This window comes from Pseudonocardia xinjiangensis, assembly GCF_050948425.1.
Classification (GTDB): domain Bacteria; phylum Actinomycetota; class Actinomycetes; order Mycobacteriales; family Pseudonocardiaceae; genus Pseudonocardia; species Pseudonocardia xinjiangensis.
Genome location: NZ_CP192009.1, coordinates 912,931 through 930,373 on the forward strand (window position 1 = coordinate 912,931; position 17,443 = coordinate 930,373).

15 protein-coding genes are annotated in these 17,443 nt (G+C 73.4%); 10 read left to right on the top strand and 5 right to left on the bottom strand.

What is annotated here, in order from left to right:
- The first annotated feature begins 10 nt into the window (after positions 1-10).
- On the top strand, positions 11-799 hold the full coding sequence (locus ACQPZA_RS04485) for a carbon-nitrogen hydrolase family protein (RefSeq protein ID WP_433278617.1): 789 nt from the start codon (positions 11-13) through the stop codon (positions 797-799).
- 10 nt (positions 800-809) lie between these two features.
- Here the strand turns inward: ACQPZA_RS04485 and ppk2 are convergent, their stop codons facing one another.
- Both ppk2 and ACQPZA_RS04495 read right to left on the bottom strand, forming a co-directional pair.
- Positions 810-1,604: a polyphosphate kinase 2 gene (ppk2, locus tag ACQPZA_RS04490; protein WP_169399303.1), complete on the bottom strand. Its 795-nt coding sequence runs from the start codon at positions 1,602-1,604 to the stop codon at positions 810-812.
- 26 nt (positions 1,605-1,630) lie between these two features.
- Positions 1,631-1,957 (bottom strand): ArsR/SmtB family transcription factor, encoded by a 327-nt coding sequence (locus tag ACQPZA_RS04495; protein WP_433278619.1) that lies wholly within the window; start codon positions 1,955-1,957, stop codon positions 1,631-1,633.
- An 89-nt stretch (positions 1,958-2,046) separates the two neighbouring features.
- Between ACQPZA_RS04495 and ACQPZA_RS04500 the strand changes: the two genes are divergently transcribed.
- Together ACQPZA_RS04500 and ACQPZA_RS04505 are read left to right on the top strand one after the other, a co-directional pair.
- Positions 2,047-3,234, top strand: a complete 1,188-nt coding sequence (locus ACQPZA_RS04500; protein WP_433278621.1) for an MFS transporter — start codon at positions 2,047-2,049, stop codon at positions 3,232-3,234.
- A 198-nt stretch (positions 3,235-3,432) separates the two neighbouring features.
- Positions 3,433-3,729 (top strand): 4a-hydroxytetrahydrobiopterin dehydratase, encoded by a 297-nt coding sequence (locus ACQPZA_RS04505; protein WP_433278623.1) that lies wholly within the window; start codon positions 3,433-3,435, stop codon positions 3,727-3,729.
- A gap of 186 nt (positions 3,730-3,915) precedes the next feature.
- On the opposite strand, the gene ACQPZA_RS04510 is transcribed toward ACQPZA_RS04505, so the two are convergent.
- Genes ACQPZA_RS04510 through ACQPZA_RS04520 form a run of 3 tightly spaced genes read right to left on the bottom strand, consistent with a single transcriptional unit; the run spans position 3,916 to position 6,838 of the window.
- Positions 3,916-4,776 carry an ABC transporter permease subunit gene (locus tag ACQPZA_RS04510; protein ID WP_433278625.1) on the bottom strand — a complete coding sequence of 287 codons (861 nt, stop codon included), beginning with the start codon at positions 4,774-4,776 and terminating at the stop codon, positions 3,916-3,918.
- Positions 4,773-5,756 carry an ABC transporter ATP-binding protein gene (locus ACQPZA_RS04515; RefSeq protein ID WP_433278627.1) on the bottom strand — a complete coding sequence of 328 codons (984 nt, stop codon included), beginning with the start codon at positions 5,754-5,756 and terminating at the stop codon, positions 4,773-4,775. The genes ACQPZA_RS04510 and ACQPZA_RS04515 overlap by 4 nt, the downstream gene beginning before the upstream one ends.
- The gene (locus ACQPZA_RS04520) at positions 5,753-6,838 is read right to left on the bottom strand and encodes a LolA family protein (protein ID WP_433278629.1); all 1,086 of its coding nucleotides are present in this window, start codon (positions 6,836-6,838) and stop codon (positions 5,753-5,755) included. The genes ACQPZA_RS04515 and ACQPZA_RS04520 overlap by 4 nt, the downstream gene beginning before the upstream one ends.
- A gap of 74 nt (positions 6,839-6,912) precedes the next feature.
- Between ACQPZA_RS04520 and ACQPZA_RS04525 the strand changes: the two genes are divergently transcribed.
- The 7 genes from ACQPZA_RS04525 (at position 6,913) to ACQPZA_RS04555 (ending at position 17,402) form a co-directional block, all read left to right on the top strand.
- Positions 6,913-7,596, top strand: a complete 684-nt coding sequence (locus tag ACQPZA_RS04525) for a response regulator transcription factor (RefSeq protein ID WP_433278631.1) — start codon at positions 6,913-6,915, stop codon at positions 7,594-7,596.
- 16 nt (positions 7,597-7,612) lie between these two features.
- Positions 7,613-9,037: a sensor histidine kinase gene (locus ACQPZA_RS04530; RefSeq protein WP_433278632.1), complete on the top strand. Its 1,425-nt coding sequence runs from the start codon at positions 7,613-7,615 to the stop codon at positions 9,035-9,037.
- A 135-nt stretch (positions 9,038-9,172) separates the two neighbouring features.
- The gene (locus ACQPZA_RS04535) at positions 9,173-10,033 is read left to right on the top strand and encodes an NUDIX domain-containing protein (RefSeq protein ID WP_433278634.1); all 861 of its coding nucleotides are present in this window, start codon (positions 9,173-9,175) and stop codon (positions 10,031-10,033) included.
- Between the two features lie 54 nt (positions 10,034-10,087).
- Positions 10,088-11,050, top strand: a complete 963-nt coding sequence (locus ACQPZA_RS04540) for a DUF559 domain-containing protein (RefSeq protein WP_433278635.1) — start codon at positions 10,088-10,090, stop codon at positions 11,048-11,050.
- A gap of 474 nt (positions 11,051-11,524) precedes the next feature.
- On the top strand, positions 11,525-13,453 hold the full coding sequence (gene typA / locus ACQPZA_RS04545) for a translational GTPase TypA (RefSeq protein ID WP_169396810.1): 1,929 nt from the start codon (positions 11,525-11,527) through the stop codon (positions 13,451-13,453).
- Positions 13,454-13,536: 83 nt separating this feature from the next.
- Positions 13,537-15,417: an ABC transporter family substrate-binding protein gene (locus ACQPZA_RS04550; RefSeq protein ID WP_433278637.1), complete on the top strand. Its 1,881-nt coding sequence runs from the start codon at positions 13,537-13,539 to the stop codon at positions 15,415-15,417.
- Positions 15,418-15,644: 227 nt separating this feature from the next.
- A complete protein-coding gene (locus tag ACQPZA_RS04555; RefSeq protein WP_433278639.1) occupies positions 15,645-17,402 on the top strand; it encodes an ABC transporter family substrate-binding protein in 1,758 nt (585 codons plus the stop codon).
- The last annotated feature ends 41 nt before the right edge of the window (positions 17,403-17,443 follow it).

Here is a 17,443-nt window from a genome sequence, read left to right on the forward strand (position 1 = left end):
GAGGCTTCCTGTGCGTATTGCGCTCGCCCAGATCCTGTCGACGCCCGACCCGGACCACAACCTCGCCCTGATCGAGGACGGAACCCGCCGCGCCGCCGAGGCGGGAGCTGCTGTCGTGGTCTTCCCGGAAGCGACGATGTGCTGCTTCGGGGTACCGCTCGGTCCCGTCGCCGAGCCGCTGGACGGGCCGTGGGCCGATCGCGTGCGGTCCATCGCCGCGGCCGCCGGCATCACCGTCGTCGCCGGCATGTTCACCCCCGCCGACGACGGCCGCGTGCACAACACGCTGATCGCCACCGGCGGTGGCGTGGAGGCCTCCTACGACAAGATCCACTTGTTCGACGCCTTCGGCTTCGCCGAGTCGCGCACCGTCGCCCCGGGATCGAAACCGGTGAGCATCGCCGTCGGTGGCGTCAGCGTCGGCCTGGCCACCTGCTACGACCTGCGCTTCCCTGGGCTGTTCCAGGAGCTCGCCGACGGCGGCGCCGGTGTCGTGCTGGTGCCGGCCTCGTGGGGCGCCGGACCGGGCAAGCGCGAGCAGTGGGATCTGCTCGTGCGAGCCAGGGCGCTCGACAGCACGGCCTTCGTGGCGGCCTGCGACCAGGCCGACCCCACCACCGCGGGCCGTGAGCCGGGCAGCGCGCCGACCGGGATCGGGGCGAGCCTCGCGGTGGGGCCGCTGGGTGCGGTGCTCGACCAGCTCGGGGCGGAGCCCGGCCTGCTGGTGGTCGACCTCGCCCTCGACGAGGTGGAGCAGGCGCGCCGTGCCGTGCCGGTGCTCGCCAACCGCCGGTTCTGACCTGTCCGGCTCAGCCTTCCAGGGCGGCGGCGTGGTCGGGCACCTCGTGGAAGCGTTCCCGGGGCGGGCGCTGGTAGCCCCGCCGCGCGGGCCGGGCCGGGAGCTTCAGGTCGCGTGACGGCACCGGCTCCCACGGGACGCTGCCCAGCAGGTGCGCGATCATGTTGATCCGCGCCCGCCGCTTGTCCTCGGCCTCCACCACGTGCCACGGCGAGGAGGCCGTGTCGGTGTGGGCGAACATCTCGTCCTTCGCCCGTGAGTAGTCCTCCCAGCGGGTGATCGACTCGAGGTCCATCGGGGAGAGCTTCCACTGCCGCATCGGATCGGACATCCGATCGCGGAAGCGTCGCTCCTGCTCGGCGTCGCTCACCGAGAACCAGTACTTGCGCAGGAGGATGCCGTCCTCGACGAGCAGTTCCTCGAACACCGGGCACTGCCGGAGGAACCGGGCGTACTCGTCAGGCGTGCAGAAGCCCATCACCCGCTCGACGCCGGCGCGGTTGTACCAGCTGCGGTCGAGCAGCACGATCTCCCCGGCGGCGGGCAGGTGCTCCACGTAGCGCTGGAAGTACCACTGCGTGCGTTCCCGCTCCGACGGTGCGGGTAGGGCGACGATGCGGCAGATGCGCGGGTTGAGAAACTCCGACACGCGCTTGATAGCGCCGCCCTTGCCTGCGGCGTCGCGGCCCTCGAAGACCACCACCAGGCGAGCGCCGCTGGTGCGGACCCACTCCTGCATCTGCACCAGCTCGCCCTGCAGGCGCAGGAGTTCCTTCTCGTACGGCTTGCGGGGCAGGCGCGTCATCCCGGCATCGTGCCAGGTCGGCGCCCTCAGTGCGGAGCGTCGAGCACCGCGTCGAGCAGGCCGGGGTACAGCGTATCGAGGTCGGCGCGGCGCAGGGTGCTGATCCGTCGGGTCCCTTCCGCCCGCATGGTGACCACCCCGGCCTCGCGGAGGATCCGCATGTGGTGAGTGCGCGTGGAGTTGGTGACGGGCAGGGGGACCGCACCGCAGGCCAGGCCGTCGGTGGCCAGGGCGAGCGCCCGCACGATCTGCAGGCGCACCGGGTCCCCGAGTGCTTGGAGCACCTGTTCGATCCGGATCTCCGCCGGCTCGGGGTGGGAGTGGGCGGTCTGCACCGCGGCCCTGGGCGACATGGAGCAATAGTACGACGCATGTCGTACTTCGACCATTGTCGTAGTACGGTCATCGTCGTAAGAGATGACATCACCTCGGAAGGTCCTCGATGTCCGCACGCACCTACCTGCTCGCCGCCGGTGCCTTCGCCGTCGGCACGAGCGCCTACGTGGTGTCGGGCGTGCTGCCCGCCGTCAGCGACGAACTGGGCGTCTCGCTGACGGCCGCGGGTCAGCTCGCCACGGCGTTCGCCCTCTCCTACGCCATCGGTGCCCCACTGCTCACCACCGTCACCGGACGCTGGGACCGGCGCACCGTCCTGCTCGCCGCGCTCGCCGTCGCCGCGATCGGGAACGGGATCTCCGCCCTCGCCACCACCTACCCCCTGCTGATCGCAGGCCGGATCATCGCCGCGCTCGGCGCGGCCGCCTACACCCCGGCCGCGACCCTCGTCGCCACCGCGCTGCTCCCACCCGCCCAGCGGGCCCGGGCCGTCGCCATCGTGTTCGGCGGCCTGACCGTGGCGCTCGCGGTCGGCGTTCCCGCCGGTGACCTGCTCGGGAGCACCATCGGCTACGGCGGCGTGTTCGGAGCGGTCGCCGTGGTCTGTGCGCTGGTCGCCGCCGTCGTCCCGGTGTTCCTGCCCCGCATGGCGGCGCCGCCCCCCGTACCCCTCCGCAAGCGCTTCGCCGTGGCGGCCGACCCGCGCGTCCTGATCGTGCTGGCCATGACGGTGATCGGCGTCCTCGCCGTGATGGTCGTCTACATCTACGTGTCGCCCCTGCTCAAGGCCACCGCCGGGCTCGACGGCACCGGCGCCACCATCGGGCTGCTGCTGCTCGTCTACGGCCTCGGCGCGGTGGTCGGCAACACCTGGGGCGGCCGCGCCGCCGACCGCTTCGGCACCATGCGCACGCTCTTCGTCGTCCTCGCCGGGATCGCCGTCACTCTCGCCACGCTGACGCTGACCGCGAGCACCGTCGTCGGCGCGGCGGCGGGCCTGTTCCTCTGGAGCATCTTCAGCTGGGCGTTCAACCCCCCGCTGCAGTCGCTGCTCCTGGAACTGGCGCCCACCGGCGGCCTGGTGCTGTCGCTCAACGCCTCCGCGATCTACCTCGGCACCGCGATCGCCGGCGTGGTCGGGGGCCTCGTGATCGGCATGGGCGGCGTGCTGGTGCTGCCCATCGTGGGCGGGGGCCTCGTGCTGGTCGTGATCGGCCTGCTGCTGACCCTGCACCTGGGCTCGCGCAGGGCGGCGCCGGCCCTGGCCCGGGTGGAGCTGGCACCGGCGAAGTAGGGGTCCGGGCGGGCGTCCCGCGCGCGAGTCGCCCGCCCCGTCCCGCGTGTCGCCCGCCCCCGCCCCGCGTGTCGCCCGCCCCCGCCGCGCGAGTCGCCTGGTTCCGCTGCGCGAGTCGCCCCATTCCTGCCGGCGAGTCGCCCGAGACGGGGGCGCGAAATCGGTACCGGCTCACAGGGTGCGGTGCAGGATGTCGCCATGGCCGAACTGCTGGACGACGCCGCGATCGCCTCCGCCCTCACCGACCTGCCCGGCTGGGAACGCGAGGGCGACGCGATCGTGCGCACCGCGACACTGCCGTCGTTCCCCGCCGCGGTGGCGGTGGTGGTCCGGGTGGCCGAGATCGCGGAGGACCGCAACCACCACCCCGACATCGACGTCCGCTGGCGGACCCTCACGTTCCGGTGTTCGACGCACTCCGCGGGTGGGATCACGGAGAAGGACGTGGTGCTGGCCGCGTCGATCTCGGAGCAGATCGACGCAACGGCCGACTGACCCTGGTCGGCCTCCGAGGTTCGGGAACTGGGCGACTCGCGCGGCGGAACCGGGCGACTCGCCGGCAGGAATCGGGCGACTCGCGGGGTGGAATCGGGCGACTCGCGCGCGGGAATCGGGCGACTCGCGGGCAGGAACCGGGCGACTCGCGGGCGGAATGCGGGCGACTCGCGGGGGCGGGGCGGGTCAGGCGTCTCGGCGCAGCATGCGGTGGACGGTCAGCCCGGAGCCGATGGCGGCGTAGCAGAGGGCGCGCAGCGAGCTCTCCGCGATGCCGCCGAGGGGGAGGGGGTCGCGCAGGGCGTCGGCCCCGGCCGTCCACCCGCTGGTGAGCAGGTAGGGCTGGAGCCAGTCCAGCGAGGGGATCGCGGTGAGCACCCCGAACACGATCAGGCCGCCGAGCACCGACGCCAGCACGACGAGCGGGTGCTCCGTGTACGAGGAGATCGCCAGCGCGATCGCGCCGACGGCGGCGAGCTGCCCCACCGTCCAGACGACGACGAGCGCCACCCGGGCCAGGGCCTCTCCGACGCCGACCGTGGTGCCGGAGAGCGTGACGAGCTGTCCGTCGGCCCCGCCGACCACGACGAGGCCGGCCACCACACCGACCACCGCGAGGGCCAGCGTGGCCAGCGTGGCCACGACGAGCACCCCGTACGCCTTCATCACGACCAGCCGCAGCCGCCCGACGGGTGCCACGAGCAGGCCGCGCAACGTGCCGTGGGACGTCTCACCCGCGATGGCGTCGGCCGCCGCCATCGCCACCGCCAGCGGCAGCAACAGGGCGAGGGCCAGCGTCATCGCCGCCACCGGCAGCACCAGCCCGTTGCCGGCGACCGCCCCGACCAGGCCGGCTCCCGGACCGGAACCGCGACCGGCGACGGCCACCCCGACCGAGATGAGCACGGGCACCAGCGCGAACACCGCGAGCATCACCAGGGTGCGCGGGCGTCGCAGCACCCAGCGCAGCTCGGCGCCGAGCAGCCTGCCGAGCGGGGCGCTGCGCGGCGCGTCGACCGGAGTGGCGGTGAGAGCGGTGCCGGTCATGTGGACTCCTCGGTCAGCCGGGCGAACAGCTCCTCGAGGTTGGCATGGCTGCGCCGCGCCTCGTGCACGGCGACGCCGGCGCGCACCAGCAGGGCGATCACCTCCGGGGCCGGTGGCCCGCCGTCCTCCACGACCACCGCCTGTTCCTCACCGGGTGCCCGCTCGGCCCGGTAGGCCTTCGCGCCCGCGCCGCGCAACGTGAGCAACGCGAGGTCGACGTCGGGCGTGGCGACCACGAGCCCGCCGTTCCCCGCCTGCAGCAGGGTGCGGAGCTCTCCCGCCGCGACGAGCGACCCCGACTGCAGCACGGCCACGTGGGTGCACGTGGCCTCCACCTCGGCGAGCAGGTGCGAGGACACGATGACCGTGGCCCCTCCGGTGTGCAGCTCGGCGATGATCCGCCGGACGTCGCGGGTGCCTGCCGGGTCGAGCCCGTTGGTCGGCTCGTCGAGGACGACGAGCGAGCGGGGCAGCAGCAGCGCGGCGGCCAGGCCGAGGCGTTGCTTCATGCCGAGGGAGTAGCCGCGGAACCGCCGGTCCGCGGCGTGGCCGAGCCCGACGCGCTCCAGCGCCGCGTCGACCGCCCCCGTGATCTGCCGGCTGCCGAGCAGCGGTTCGGTGGCCGCGGCCCGGCGCAGGTTCTCTCGGCCGGACAGGAACGGGTGGAACCCCGGCCCCTCCACCAGCGCGCCGACCTGTGGCAGGGCCTGCGCCGACTCGTCGGGGACCGGGTGGCCCAGCAGCTCGGCGGCTCCCGCGGTGGGCCGGGTCAGGCCGAGGAGCATGCGGATCAGGGTGGTCTTGCCCGAGCCGTTCGGCCCGAGCATGCCGAGCACCGCACCGGCCGGGACGTCGAGGTCGATCCCGTCGACCGCGACGGTGCGGCCGAACACCTTGCGCAGCCCGAGGGCGCGCGCGGCAGGCGGCCGGTCGGGCTCGTGCCGGACGGGAGCCGCGTCGAGCCGGGGGGTGGCGGTCACGCGGAGAGCGCCTCGGCGAGGACCGGCTCGGGCACGGCCCCCACCGCGATCCGGCCGTCGTCGGTGATGATCGCGCCACCCAGAGCCGTGGTGATCAGGCGTCCGCTGCCCCACGGCCCGCTGACCGGCGTGCCCAGGGCGGACAGGTCGGGAACGTCGGAGCGGCGGCCGTCGGCGCCCTCGCTGCGTGCGGGTGCCTGCATCTTCCCGACGACCACGGCGTCCCAGCCCGTGCCGACGACGGTGTGCTCCCCCTCCGGCTTCGCCGGCCGGGCGTCGTCCCGGTGCTGGTCGTCGCGCACGGTGGAGCCGGGCGGAGGGGTGAAGGTGAACAGTGCCGGGTCCTGCGCGCCGAACGTGAGGTCGGTGAACCCGAGCTGCACCGCGGGGTCGGACGACCCGGTGGCCAGCACGGTCAGCCGCAGCGGTGCGCGCGTGGCGGCGTCGACCGCGATCCGCACCTCGCGCAGCAGCGTGCGCTCCGACGGCAGCGGGGAGAGCACGAGCTCGTAGGCCGGGCGGCCCGCCACCTCAGCGGTGCCGTCGACACCGATCTCGCTGCTGGACCGGAGCGCGGCGAGGGCCTTGGTGGCCGCCGCCGTGGGGTCGGTGGCAGCGTCGGGGGAGCCCTCGGTCCGCTGCCCGGTGTGCTCCGGCGCCCGGGTGACCGTGCGGTCCTCGGAGTTCCAGGACCAGAACGTGGTGCCGTCCGACACCAGCGTGCGCTCACCCGAGTCGGTCGGCAGCTGGATCCGGCCGCGACCCTCGCCGTCGGACCACACCCGTGCGGTGCTCGTGCCGTCGGCGGCCTGCGGCATGTTCGGCAGCGACGGCAGGCCGAGCTGGTTGTCCAGCTCGACGGTGCCGCCGAACGGCCCGGGGTGGGCCGCCAGTACCGAGCTCACCAGTGCCTCCGCCGTGATGGGCGGCAGCTCGGGTGCCGCCCCGGCGCCTGCCGGGATCGTCAGCAGTCCCAACCCCACCGCTCCGGCGACGGCCACTCCCGCGGCGACCGCTCGTCCGGTCGTCCGTCCGCTCCGACGTCCCGCCATGTCCCGCCCCGGCCTGATCCGCGCTGCCATGTGCACAGCCTGACTCATGTCTGCTGAGAGTGTTCTGAGGTGATGATCCGCTCGGGCCGGTAGCGTCCGCCGTGATGGCACGCGTGCTGGTGGTGGACGACGAACCGGGCATCCGCACGGCCGTGGCACGCGGGCTGACCGCCGAGGGCATGGAGGTCGTGGCCGTCGCGGACGGGCCGACCGCCCTGCGCGCCGCGCTCACCGGCGGCTTCGACGCGATCGTGCTGGACATCATCCTCCCCGGCCTCTCCGGCTACCGCGTGATCGAACAGCTGCGCGCGGCCGGCGTCGACACGCCGGTGCTGGTGCTGTCGGCGAAGGACGGCGAGTTCGACCAGGCCGACGGGCTCGACCTCGGAGCGGACGGGTACCTCCCCAAGCCGTTCGCGTTCGTCGTGCTGGTCGCGCAGCTGCGCGCGCTGCTGCGGCGGCGCGACGCCGCGCTCGGCCGCACCGGGCAACGGGTCCGGCTGGGGCCGCTGATCGTCGACCCCGTGGCCAGGGCGGTCAGCTGGGAGGGCGCCTCGGTGGAGCTCTCACCGCGGGAGTTCGCGCTGCTGCACGCGCTCGCCCGCCGGCCCGACACGGCCGTCGCGAAGGATGAGCTGCTGCGCCTGGTCTGGGGCGACGAGCAGGCGGCCAGCCGCAACGTCGTCGAGGTGTACGTGGGGTACGTGCGCCGCAAGCTCGACGCGGTCGGGGCCGGTCACGTCCTGAAGACGGTGCGCGGGTACGGCTACATCGTCGAGACGCCATGAGCGGGGTCGGCCCGCCGTGAACCGGCGGCTGGAGCGGCTGCGGCGGTGGTGGGCCGCGCGGCCGCTGCGGTTCCGGATCGCGACCGTGGTGGGCGTCGTCGCCCTCGTCGCGCTGCTGGCGCTGAGCCGGCTGGGCGTGGGGCTGCTCTACGGGACGATGCTCGGTGCGGCTGACGCCGAGCTGCGTGGCACGGCCATGGGAGTGGCGGGGCAGCTGGCAGGCGGAGCCACTCCTGCGCTGGTGCGCGGTCCGGAGGTGCGTGTCGTCGACAGTGCCGGTGATCCCGTCGACGGCGGACCGGACCTGCCGCTGGGTCCCAAGCAGATCCGGGAGCTGGCGGCAGGCGAGGCGCTCACCGCCGGCCGCTTCACGGAGCTGCGGCGCTGGCTCGCCGTGAGCGCCGTGACGCCGGACGGCTCCACGCGCCTCGTCGTCGTGACGGCCGACATCGTCGGCGGCGCGATCCTGCTGGCGCACGCGGCGGTCGGGTTCCTGGTGGGCGCGCTCGTGGTGGCGGGCGTCGTCGTGCTCGCGGCGTGGGTGGCCACCAGGGCGGCGCTGCGTCCGGTCGACCGAATGCGCACCGCGGCCGCAGCGCTGCCTCCGGGGGAGCGCCTGCCGGTCCCCGTGCCGCGCGACGAGCTGCGCGCGCTGGCCGAGGAGATCAACCTCCTGCTGGCGAGGCGGGACGAGGCCGTCGCGCGGCTGGAACGCTTCACCGGCGACGCGGCACACGAGCTCAGGTCGCCGGTCGCGGCGATCCGCGCGCAGGCCGAGGTGGCGGTGGCGCACCCCGATCCGGACCTGGCGCAGGAGTCGCTGCGTTCGGTGGCCGAGGAGGCGGCCCGGCTCTCGACGCTGCTCTCCGACCTGCTCGCACTGGCCAGGGCCGATGCCGGCCAGCGGCTGCGGGCGCGGCCGGTCGACCTGGTGGCCGCAGCCCGGGCGGCGATGGCCAGGGCCGGGGAGGGCGACAGCGACGAACCGGTGCTCCAGCTCGTCGCCCCCGCTCCGGCCCATGCCGCGGCGAGCCCGTCCGAGGTCGATCTGGTGCTGGACAACCTCATCGCCAACGCGCGCCGCTACGCCCGCTCGTTCGTGCGGATCGGGGTGCTCCCGGCGAGCCGGTCGGTGCGGCTGGTCGTGGAGGACGACGGCCCGGGCATCCCGGAGGCCGACCGGCAGCGGGTCTTCGACCGCTTCCTGCGCCTGTCACCGGAGGCGGGCGGGGGCGCGGGCCTGGGATTGGCGCTGGTGGCGGCCCTGGTCCGGGGCCGAGGCGGCTCCGTGACGGCGGGCGCCACCCCGTCCGGCGGCGCCCGCATCGAGGTGCGCTGGCCGACCCCCACCCCCGCGAGTCGCCCGGTTTCCGAGGGCGAGTCGCCTCCCGCGCGCGTGGACGGCCCCGCGGCGCCGGAAGCCGGTCCCGGCCCGGAGTGACCCTCGCGCAGAGCCGCGAGATCGACGTGCCGGGGGAACTCCGGTCCGGGAACCCCGCGGAGGTCGATCTCGCGGCGCTTCTGCGGAACGGACCGCGGTGCGGGGCGGCCGCGGATTCGCTGGGAACATCGCGGGGTGCCCGTCCTCAGGTCGACCGTGCTCATCGACGCCCCGCCCCGGACGGTGGCCGGGTTGCTCCGCGACGCCGACGTGGCAGCGGCGGCCCTGGAGCGCTGCGGCCACCGGCTCACCGCGCCGGTGCGGTTGCTGACCCCGGGCACCCGGGTCCGGATCGGTGTGCGCGTCGGGCCGGGTGTCCGGGTGCCGGTGCACACCCGGATCGACGCGGTCTCACCGTCCGGGATGACCTCGACGCTGGTCGCGGGCCCGTTGCGGGAGCTCGTGCACACCGTCGTCCTCACCCCGACCGGAGCCGGCACCCTCGTCCTCGACGAACTGCGGTGGACGGCGCCGTTCGGATGGCCGGGCCGGCTCGCCGACGTGCTGCTCCTGCGCCGGCTGATGCTGCAGATCCTCGCCGCCCGGTCGGAGGTGCTCGTCGAGCGGGCGGCTGCCCTCGCCGCCGGGCCGGTGGTCGTCGCCACCGCCGCAGTGCGCGCCGGCCTGCTGCTCATCGCCCAGCGGACCCGTCCGCCTGCCCTCGCCGGCCGGTGGGAGCTGCCCGGCGGGCGGGTGGAGCCGGGGGAGTCGGAGCCGGACGCCGTCGTGCGGGAGTGCCGGGAGGAGCTGGCCACCCAGGTGCGGGTGACCGGGAGGCTCGGCACCGACCTGCCGATCGACGCCGGGGTGCTGCGGGTGCACACCGCCGAGCTCTCCTCCGGTGCCCCCGAGCCCCAGGCGCTGGAGCACGCCGCCGTCCGTTGGGCCGGGCCGGACGAGCTGGCGGAGGTGGACTGGGTGGACGCCGACCGGGCCGTGGTCGCCGACCTCGTGGCGCTGCTGCGGTCGGACGTCCCCACGGCGGAGCGCGCGTAGCGGCGGGCCCCCGGGTTCAGGAAAGCCACTTTCCTGCCCTCTGCGGACCTGAAAGTGGCTTTCCTGAACCTCGGCCGGGCGGCGGGCGTTCCCCATCGCAACGGCCGTGGCCACCGGTGGAACCGGCGCGGGGGCGGCGCCGTCGATGGGGGCGTGTCCATCGACGACATCCTCGCCCGGCAGGCCGGTGTGATCGGTCGTGACCAGGCGATCCGGGCGGGCCTCTCCCGCGACTCCGTCGACCACCGGCTGCGGCTGCGGCGCTGGCACCCGCTGCATCCCCGCGTCTATCTCGCGGGCGGCCACCGCTACGACGACGAGGCGCGGGTGCGGGCGGCCGTGTTGTGGGCGGGCGACGGCGCGGTGCTGTGCGGCGGCGCCGCCGCCTGGTGGCACGGCATGGCCGAGCGGCCCCCCGCCACGGTGGCGGTCACGGTGCCCCGCCAGCGCCCACCCCGGTCGCGCCCCGGGGTCACGGTGCGCTGCCGGGACCTCGCGCCCGAGGACGTCCTCGAGCGGCGTGGGGTCGCCGTCACCGCGCGGCCACTCACCGTGCTCGAGGTCGCCGTCGAGCTCGGCGCCGGCGGGGGGCCGCTGCTCGACCGCGCGCTGCAGTGCTGGGTGGGGTTCCGGGAGGTGCACGCGGTCCACTGCCGCCACCTCGGCTCGCCGGGGTCGGCCACCGCCGGTCGCCTGCTGGTGGCCGCGGCCGACCGGTCGGCCGCCGTGGCGGAGCGCCTGCTGGTGCGGATGCTGCGGGATTCGGGTGCCACGGGCTGGCGGTGCGGCTTTCCTGTCGCAGGGCAGCTGATCGCCCTCGCCTTCCCCGCCTCGCGGGTGGCGATCGAGGTGGACGGCTGGGCGTGGCACCTCGACGCGGAACGAGCCCGGCGCGACCAGCGTCGTCGGGATGCGGTGGCCGGGCAGGGCTGGAGGGTCCTGCGCTTCACCTGGCTCGACCTCACCAGCAGGCCGCGATCCGTGCTCGCCGAGATCGCACGGGCGGTGGCAGGGTGACGGCGCAGCGGGCCGCAACCGCTGATCATGAGCCGCGCGACGTCGGCCATCCGAGTGATCCTCGACACGTTGCCGGTGCCGTCGTGCCCCTGCGCGCAGGGCACCTCCCGGGGAGCGGGGACCGCGCGGACGGCGTCTCGCCGGGATTCACCGTCGCCTGCCCATCCGCACCGGCTGATCCCGGCTTGTTTCCCTGGTTGTCACTCCCTGGTGCCACTGGGACCGTTCGACCCTCGGACGCTGCCGCTCGGCGCACCGATCTGGCCGAATCGGTTCAGTACGGCGGACCGGGTGCCACCGTTCGTCGCACAGGCTCGCTGGTCGATGCCACCGAAAACGGGTCGCTGCTCCCGCCACGCAGGCGAGGAGCGGAGTGACCCGAGGCGTCGTCACCGCCTCCCGGAGGAGCGGGGGCAGGTGAGGCTGCGCTCACGCCTGCGTCCGGACGGGGGTGCGGGCGGGCTACCCTGAATTGTGAGCACAGCAGCATCTACTCTCGCGGCCCCCGCGGACAGTCCTCGCGCGACCCGCGGGACGGACGCCTCGCTCCGCAACGTCGCCATCGTCGCCCACGTCGACCACGGGAAGACCACCCTCGTCGACGCCATGCTCCGCGCCTCGGGTGCATTCGGGGAGCGTGCCGCCCTCGTCGACCGGGTCATGGACTCCGGCGACCTGGAGCGGGAGAAGGGCATCACCATCCTCGCCAAGCACACGGCGATCAACTGGCACGGCATGACGGTCAACGTCGTCGACACCCCCGGCCACGCCGACTTCGGCGGCGAGGTCGAGCGGGGTCTCTCGATGGTCGACGGCGTCGTACTGCTCGTCGACGCGAGCGAGGGCCCCCTTCCGCAGACCCGCTTCGTGCTCCGCAAGACCCTGATCGCCGGGCTGCCCGTCGTGCTGGTGGTCAACAAGACCGACCGGCCGGACGCCCGCTGCGCCGAGGTCGTGAACGAGAGCCTCGAGCTGCTCCTGGAGCTGGCCGACGAGCTGGAGCTCGACGAGGCCATCACCTCCCGCCTGCTCGACCTGCCCGTCGTCTACGCGAGCGGTCGCGCGGGGCGCGCATCCCGCAACCGGCCCGCCGACGGCGACCTGCCCGACGAGCCCGGCCTCGAGTCGCTGTTCGACGTGATCGCCGAGACGGTCCCGCCGCCTGCCGACGACCCGAACGCGCCGCTGCAGGCCCACGTCACCAACCTCGACGCCACCCCGTTCCTCGGCCGCATCGCGCTGTGCCGCGTCCGCGCCGGCGTGATCCGCCGTGGCCAGCAGGTCGGCTGGTGCACCGCCGACGGCAAGGTCACGCGCGTCAAGATCACGGAGCTGCTGCGCACCGAGGCCCTCACCCGCGTCCCGGCCGAGTCGGCCAGCGCGGGCGACCTCGTCGCCGTCGCCGGCATCCCGGACGTCACGATCGGCGACACTCTCGCCGACCCGGACAACCCGGTGGCCCTGCCGCGGATCCACGTGGACGAGCCGGCCATCTCGGTCACGATCGGCATCAACACCTCGCCGCTCGTGGGCCGCGACCCGCACCCGGGCACCAAGCTCACCGCCCGCCAGGTGAAGGGCCGGCTCGAGTCGGAGCTGATCGGCAACGTCTCCCTGCGCGTGCTGCCCACCGAGCGCCCGGACTCGTGGGAGGTGCAGGGCCGCGGTGAGCTGGCGCTGGCCATCCTCGTCGAGACGATGCGCCGCGAGGGCTTCGAGATGACCGTGGGCAAGCCCGAGGTCGTCACCCGCATGGTCGACGGCAAGCTGCACGAGCCGTTCGAGCAGCTCTCGGCCGACGTGCCCACCGAGCACCTGGGCGCCGTCACCCAGCTGCTGTCCGCGCGCAAGGGCGAGCTCGTGCAGATGGTGCACGGGGAGACCCGTGTGCGCATGGACTACCGCGTCCCGAGCCGCGGGCTCATCGGTTTCCGCACGGAGTTCCTGACGATCACGCGCGGCGCCGGCATCGTCAGCCACGTGTTCGACGGCTACGGCCCCTGGGTCGGTGAGATCAACAACCGCCTGCGCGGCTCGCTGATCGCCGACCGCAGCGGCCCGGTCACCGGCTACGCCGTCGACGCGCTGTCGGACCGCGGCGTGCTGTTCGTCGGCCCGGGCACCATCGTCTACGACGGAATGGTGATCGGGGAGTACACCCGCGCCGAGGACCTCGAGGTCAACATCGTCCGTGAGAAGAAGCTCACGAACATGCGCAAGTCCACGAGCGACGAGCTGGTGAAGCTCACCCCGCCCACGGTGCTCAACCTCGAACAGGCGCTGGAGTTCTGTGCCAACGACGAGTGCGTCGAGGTCACGCCGGAGTCGGTGCGGATCCGTAAGGTCGAGCTCGACTCGCACACCAGGGCGCGGATGCGCTCGCGGGCGCGGTCAGTCTCCTGACGGCCCGGTTCGCCGCACCTGACGGCGGTGCGAGGATGACCGCCCGCGGGCGGAGCGCCCGCCGGACCAGGTGGAGGTCGAGGGTGCCCGAGCACGCCCCGTTGGCGCGGCGTACGGGGGCGGTGCTGTGCCTGCTGCTCGCCGTGTTGCTGACGGCGTGCACGAACAGCCCTGTGAGCGGCCCGGTGCAGCCTCCGCCGCCCGCGCCGATCCCGACGGCGCAGCCCGAGCCCACGCGGCTCGTCGTCGGCGTGGGGGAGCTGGGTGCCGGGTTCAACCCGCACCTGCTCGCGGACCTGTCCCCGGTCACCACGGCGCTGGCGACGCTGGTGCTGCCGTCGGTGTTCCGGCCAGATGCGGCCGGTGTGCTGCAGCTCGACCAGACCGTCGCGACCAGCGCGAAGGTCGTCTCCACCGCACCGTTCACGGTGAACTACGAGCTCAACCTCGAGGCCTCCTGGTCGTCGAACGCGCCGATCGCCGCCGAGGACTTCGTCTACCTGTGGGAGCGGATGCGCAGCGAGCCGGGCGTCGCCGACGCCGCCGGCTACCGGCTCATCACCGACGTGCGCTCGCGAGCGGGGGGCAAGGCGGTCGACGTCGTGTTCTCCCAGCCCTACCCGGCGTGGAAGACCCTGTTCTCCGACCTGCTGCCCGCCGCCATCCTCAAGGACGCGCCGGGTTCGTGGACGGGCGCCCTGACCGACGGTCTGCCGGCCTCCGGGGGCCCGTTCCGCATCAACTCGGTGGACCGGGCGCGCGGCGAGATCGTCCTCGAGCGCAACGACCTGTACTGGGACACGCCCACGGTCCTCGACCGGCTCGTGCTGCGCCGACTGGACGGGCCTGTGCTCGCCGACGGTCTGGCCAGCGGTGACGTGGACGTGGCCCTCCCCGAGTCGACTCCGGCGATCCGGATGATCCTCGGTGGGCTGCAGCCGCCTCCGCGGTTGCAGCCGGCACCGGAGCCGGTGGTCACCCAGCTGGGTATGCGTTCCGACTCCGGCCCGCTCGCCGACCCGCGGGTGCGCCGGGCCATCGCGTTCCTCGTCAACCGGGACGCGGTACGCACCGCCGTGGCTCCCGAGTCGCTCCCGGCCGACTCCTTCGGGCTCGCGCCGTCCGAACCCGGCTACGCCTCCACCGCACCCCCGGACGCCCCGTTACGGCCCGACCCGGTGGCGGCGGCCCAGCTGCTGACCGCCACGGGATGGACCCGCAACCAGGCCGGGCGCTGGACGGTCCACGGTTCGCCTGCCCAGCTCGTGCTGGCCGCCGCCGCCGAGCGGCCCGAGGACGTGCGCGTGGCCCAGACGATCGCCACGCAGCTCGACGCGGCCGGCATCGACGTCTCGGTGATCGCCCCGCCCGGGGTGGCGCTGTTCGGGCAGCCGGAGGTGCCTGCGGTCCCGCCGACGACCACGGCGCCCCCCACCCCGACGCCGACCCCGACGCCACAGACACCGTCGGCGACGCGGTCGGGCACGCAGCCGGTCGACCCCACGCAGTCGGTGCCGCGCTCCGCCAGGGCGACCCCGTCGACCACGCCGTCCGCGACGCCGAGCGCCACCCCGACGCCGTCCGCTCCGGGGGGCAACGTCGAGGCGGACATGGTGATCCTCCCGCGCACGGTCGGCGGCGACCCGGGCACGGAGCTCGCGTCCGATTTCGGCTGCCCGGCCCCGACGGCTCTCGTGCCCGACCCCCCGCGTTCACCGACGGGATTCTGCTTCCCGGCGCTGCAGCCGTTGTTCGACGAGCTGGTTTCGGCCTCGCCGCGGCCCACCACCGCGGCAGCCGTGGAGCGGGTGCTGTGGGCGCAGCTGCCGGCGCTTCCGCTGTTCCAGCCGGTGAACCTGCTGGTCAGCACCTCGGCGGCCGACGCGGCCACGCATGTCGGGCCAGGTCCACTGTCGACCGGACCGCTCACCGGGGCCCAGGAGTGGCATCCCACGAACGGGTGACATGATGCCGCGGCGCTCGGGTTACCGATAGGTAATCTGGTTGTGTCGGTCTGTTCAGACCTGATCACCCTTTGGTCACGATCGGTGGGCCGCGGGTGACGGGTGCGACCTCGGTTTCTACCGTGCCCTGGGTCGGTGTGCCCGGTTCGTCGACATGACCGGGTCAGCCGCCGTGCGCACGCAGGGCGTCCGACCGGACGATCCAGGTAGAGAGAGGTCAGAATTCCATGAGGAGAACGAGGGCTGCGTCCCTTGCCGCCACAGTGGCGGCGGCGGCGCTGGTGCTCGCCGCATGTGGCGGTGGCGGCGGTGGCGGTGGCGGAAGCCAGGACGCTTCCGAGGGCGGTGTCTTCGCCGACTGTGCGACCAGCCCCAACACCTGCAACTCGGCACCGGCCGACCAGCTCCAGCAGGGTGGGACGGTCACCGTCGCGGCCGAGAAGAACATCGACAACTGGAACACGATCTCCTCTGAGGGGAACGTCGACTGGACGGCGATGATGACCAAGCCGCTGGTCCCGTACACCTTCTACACGGCGCCCGACCTCAAGTCGACGATGAACACCGACCTGCTCACGTCGGCCGAGGTCACCAGCGACAGCCCGTTCACGGTCACGTACAAGATCAAGCCCGAGGCCGTCTGGAACGACGGGACTCCCGTCTCGGCCGACGACTTCATCATGAACTGGAAGTGGCAGAACGGCCGCGACTGCCCCGAGTGCGAGACCGCGGGCAACGGCGGGTACGACCTCGTCACCAGCGTCGTCGGATCGGACGGCGGAAAGACGGTCACGGTCACCTACAGCAAGCCCTACACCGACTGGGAGGGCCTCTTCGGGTCGAGCAACCCGCTCTACCCCGCGCACATCGGCGCCCAGCAGGGTGACCTCAACACCCCGGCAGGCGAGAAGGCGGCGTTCGACTACTTCGGTGCCAACGTGCCGAACTGGTCCGCCGGTCCGTTCCAGGTGCAGAACTGGCAGAACAACGTCGCGCTGACGCTGGTGCCCAACCCCAAGTGGTACGGGGCCACCAAGCCGAAGATCGACCAGCTGATCTTCCGCGTCATCACCGACGCGACGCAGGAGCCGATCGCGCTGCAGAACAACGAGGTCCAGGTGCTGTTCCCGCAGCCCCAGGTGGACCTGGTGTCGCAGCTGCAGCAGATCCCGAACGTCTCGCAGTTCCAGAACCAGGGTCTCACCTGGGAGCACTTCGACTTCAACCTGCAGAACAAGTTCCTGGCCGACAAGTCGCTGCGCCAGGCGCTGTTCACCGCGGTGAACCGCCAGGAGATCATCGACAAGACCGTGGGGCAGTTCAACAAGGACATCAAGCCGTTGAACAACCACATGTTCATCCCGCAGCAGGACGGCTACCAGGACAACATCACCGCCACGGGCCAGGGCGCCGGTGACGTCGAGAAGGCCAAGAAGATCCTCACCGACGCGGGCTACACGGGCGTGGGCACCGCGCTGGTGGCGCCGGACGGCCAGCCGGTTCCGACCCTGCGGATGCGCTACACCACCGGCAACGCCGTGCGGCAGAACGAGTGCGAGCTGTTCGCCGGCTACGCCAAGCAGCTGGGTGTGAACGTCGACATCTCCACCACCGACTCGCTGGGCGACACGACCTCGTCGGGTGACTACGACGTGATCGTGTTCGGCTGGATCCAGTCGCCGTACGCCTTCAACGGCGCGCAGCAGCTGTGGCTGTCGAGCTCGGGCAGCAACTACGGCAAGTACCAGAACCCGGCGATGGACCAGCTGATCAACGAGGCGGCGGCGTCCACCGACCCGGCCGACGCCACGGCCAAGCTGAACAAGGCCGACGAGATGCTGTCGGCGGACGCGTACGTCCTGCCGCTGTACCAGAAGCCGACGCTGGCCGCGGTGCAGAACAACATCGGCAATGTCCGCAACAACTCCTCCCTTGACGGAATCAGCTACAACACCTCGGAGTGGGGTATCAAGTCGGGCAGCTGACCCGGTAGCGCGGCGTCCCGGGCGGGCCAACCGCCCGGGGC

Bases quoted from the DNA above. Each gene is read 5' to 3' on its own strand.
- ppk2 (WP_169399303.1), bottom strand. From the start codon at position 1,604: ATGACGCGCCTGCCCCGCAAGCCGTACGAGAAGGAACTCCTGCGCCTG.
- ACQPZA_RS04495 (WP_433278619.1), bottom strand. From the start codon at position 1,957: ATGTCGCCCAGGGCCGCGGTGCAGACCGCCCACTCCCACCCCGAGCCG.
- ACQPZA_RS04500 (WP_433278621.1), top strand. From the start codon at position 2,047: ATGTCCGCACGCACCTACCTGCTCGCCGCCGGTGCCTTCGCCGTCGGC.
- ACQPZA_RS04505 (WP_433278623.1), top strand. From the start codon at position 3,433: ATGGCCGAACTGCTGGACGACGCCGCGATCGCCTCCGCCCTCACCGAC.
- ACQPZA_RS04510 (WP_433278625.1), bottom strand. From the start codon at position 4,776: ATGACCGGCACCGCTCTCACCGCCACTCCGGTCGACGCGCCGCGCAGC.
- ACQPZA_RS04520 (WP_433278629.1), bottom strand. From the start codon at position 6,838: ATGGCAGCGCGGATCAGGCCGGGGCGGGACATGGCGGGACGTCGGAGC.
- ACQPZA_RS04525 (WP_433278631.1), top strand. From the start codon at position 6,913: ATGGCACGCGTGCTGGTGGTGGACGACGAACCGGGCATCCGCACGGCC.
- ACQPZA_RS04555 (WP_433278639.1), top strand. From the start codon at position 15,645: ATGAGGAGAACGAGGGCTGCGTCCCTTGCCGCCACAGTGGCGGCGGCG.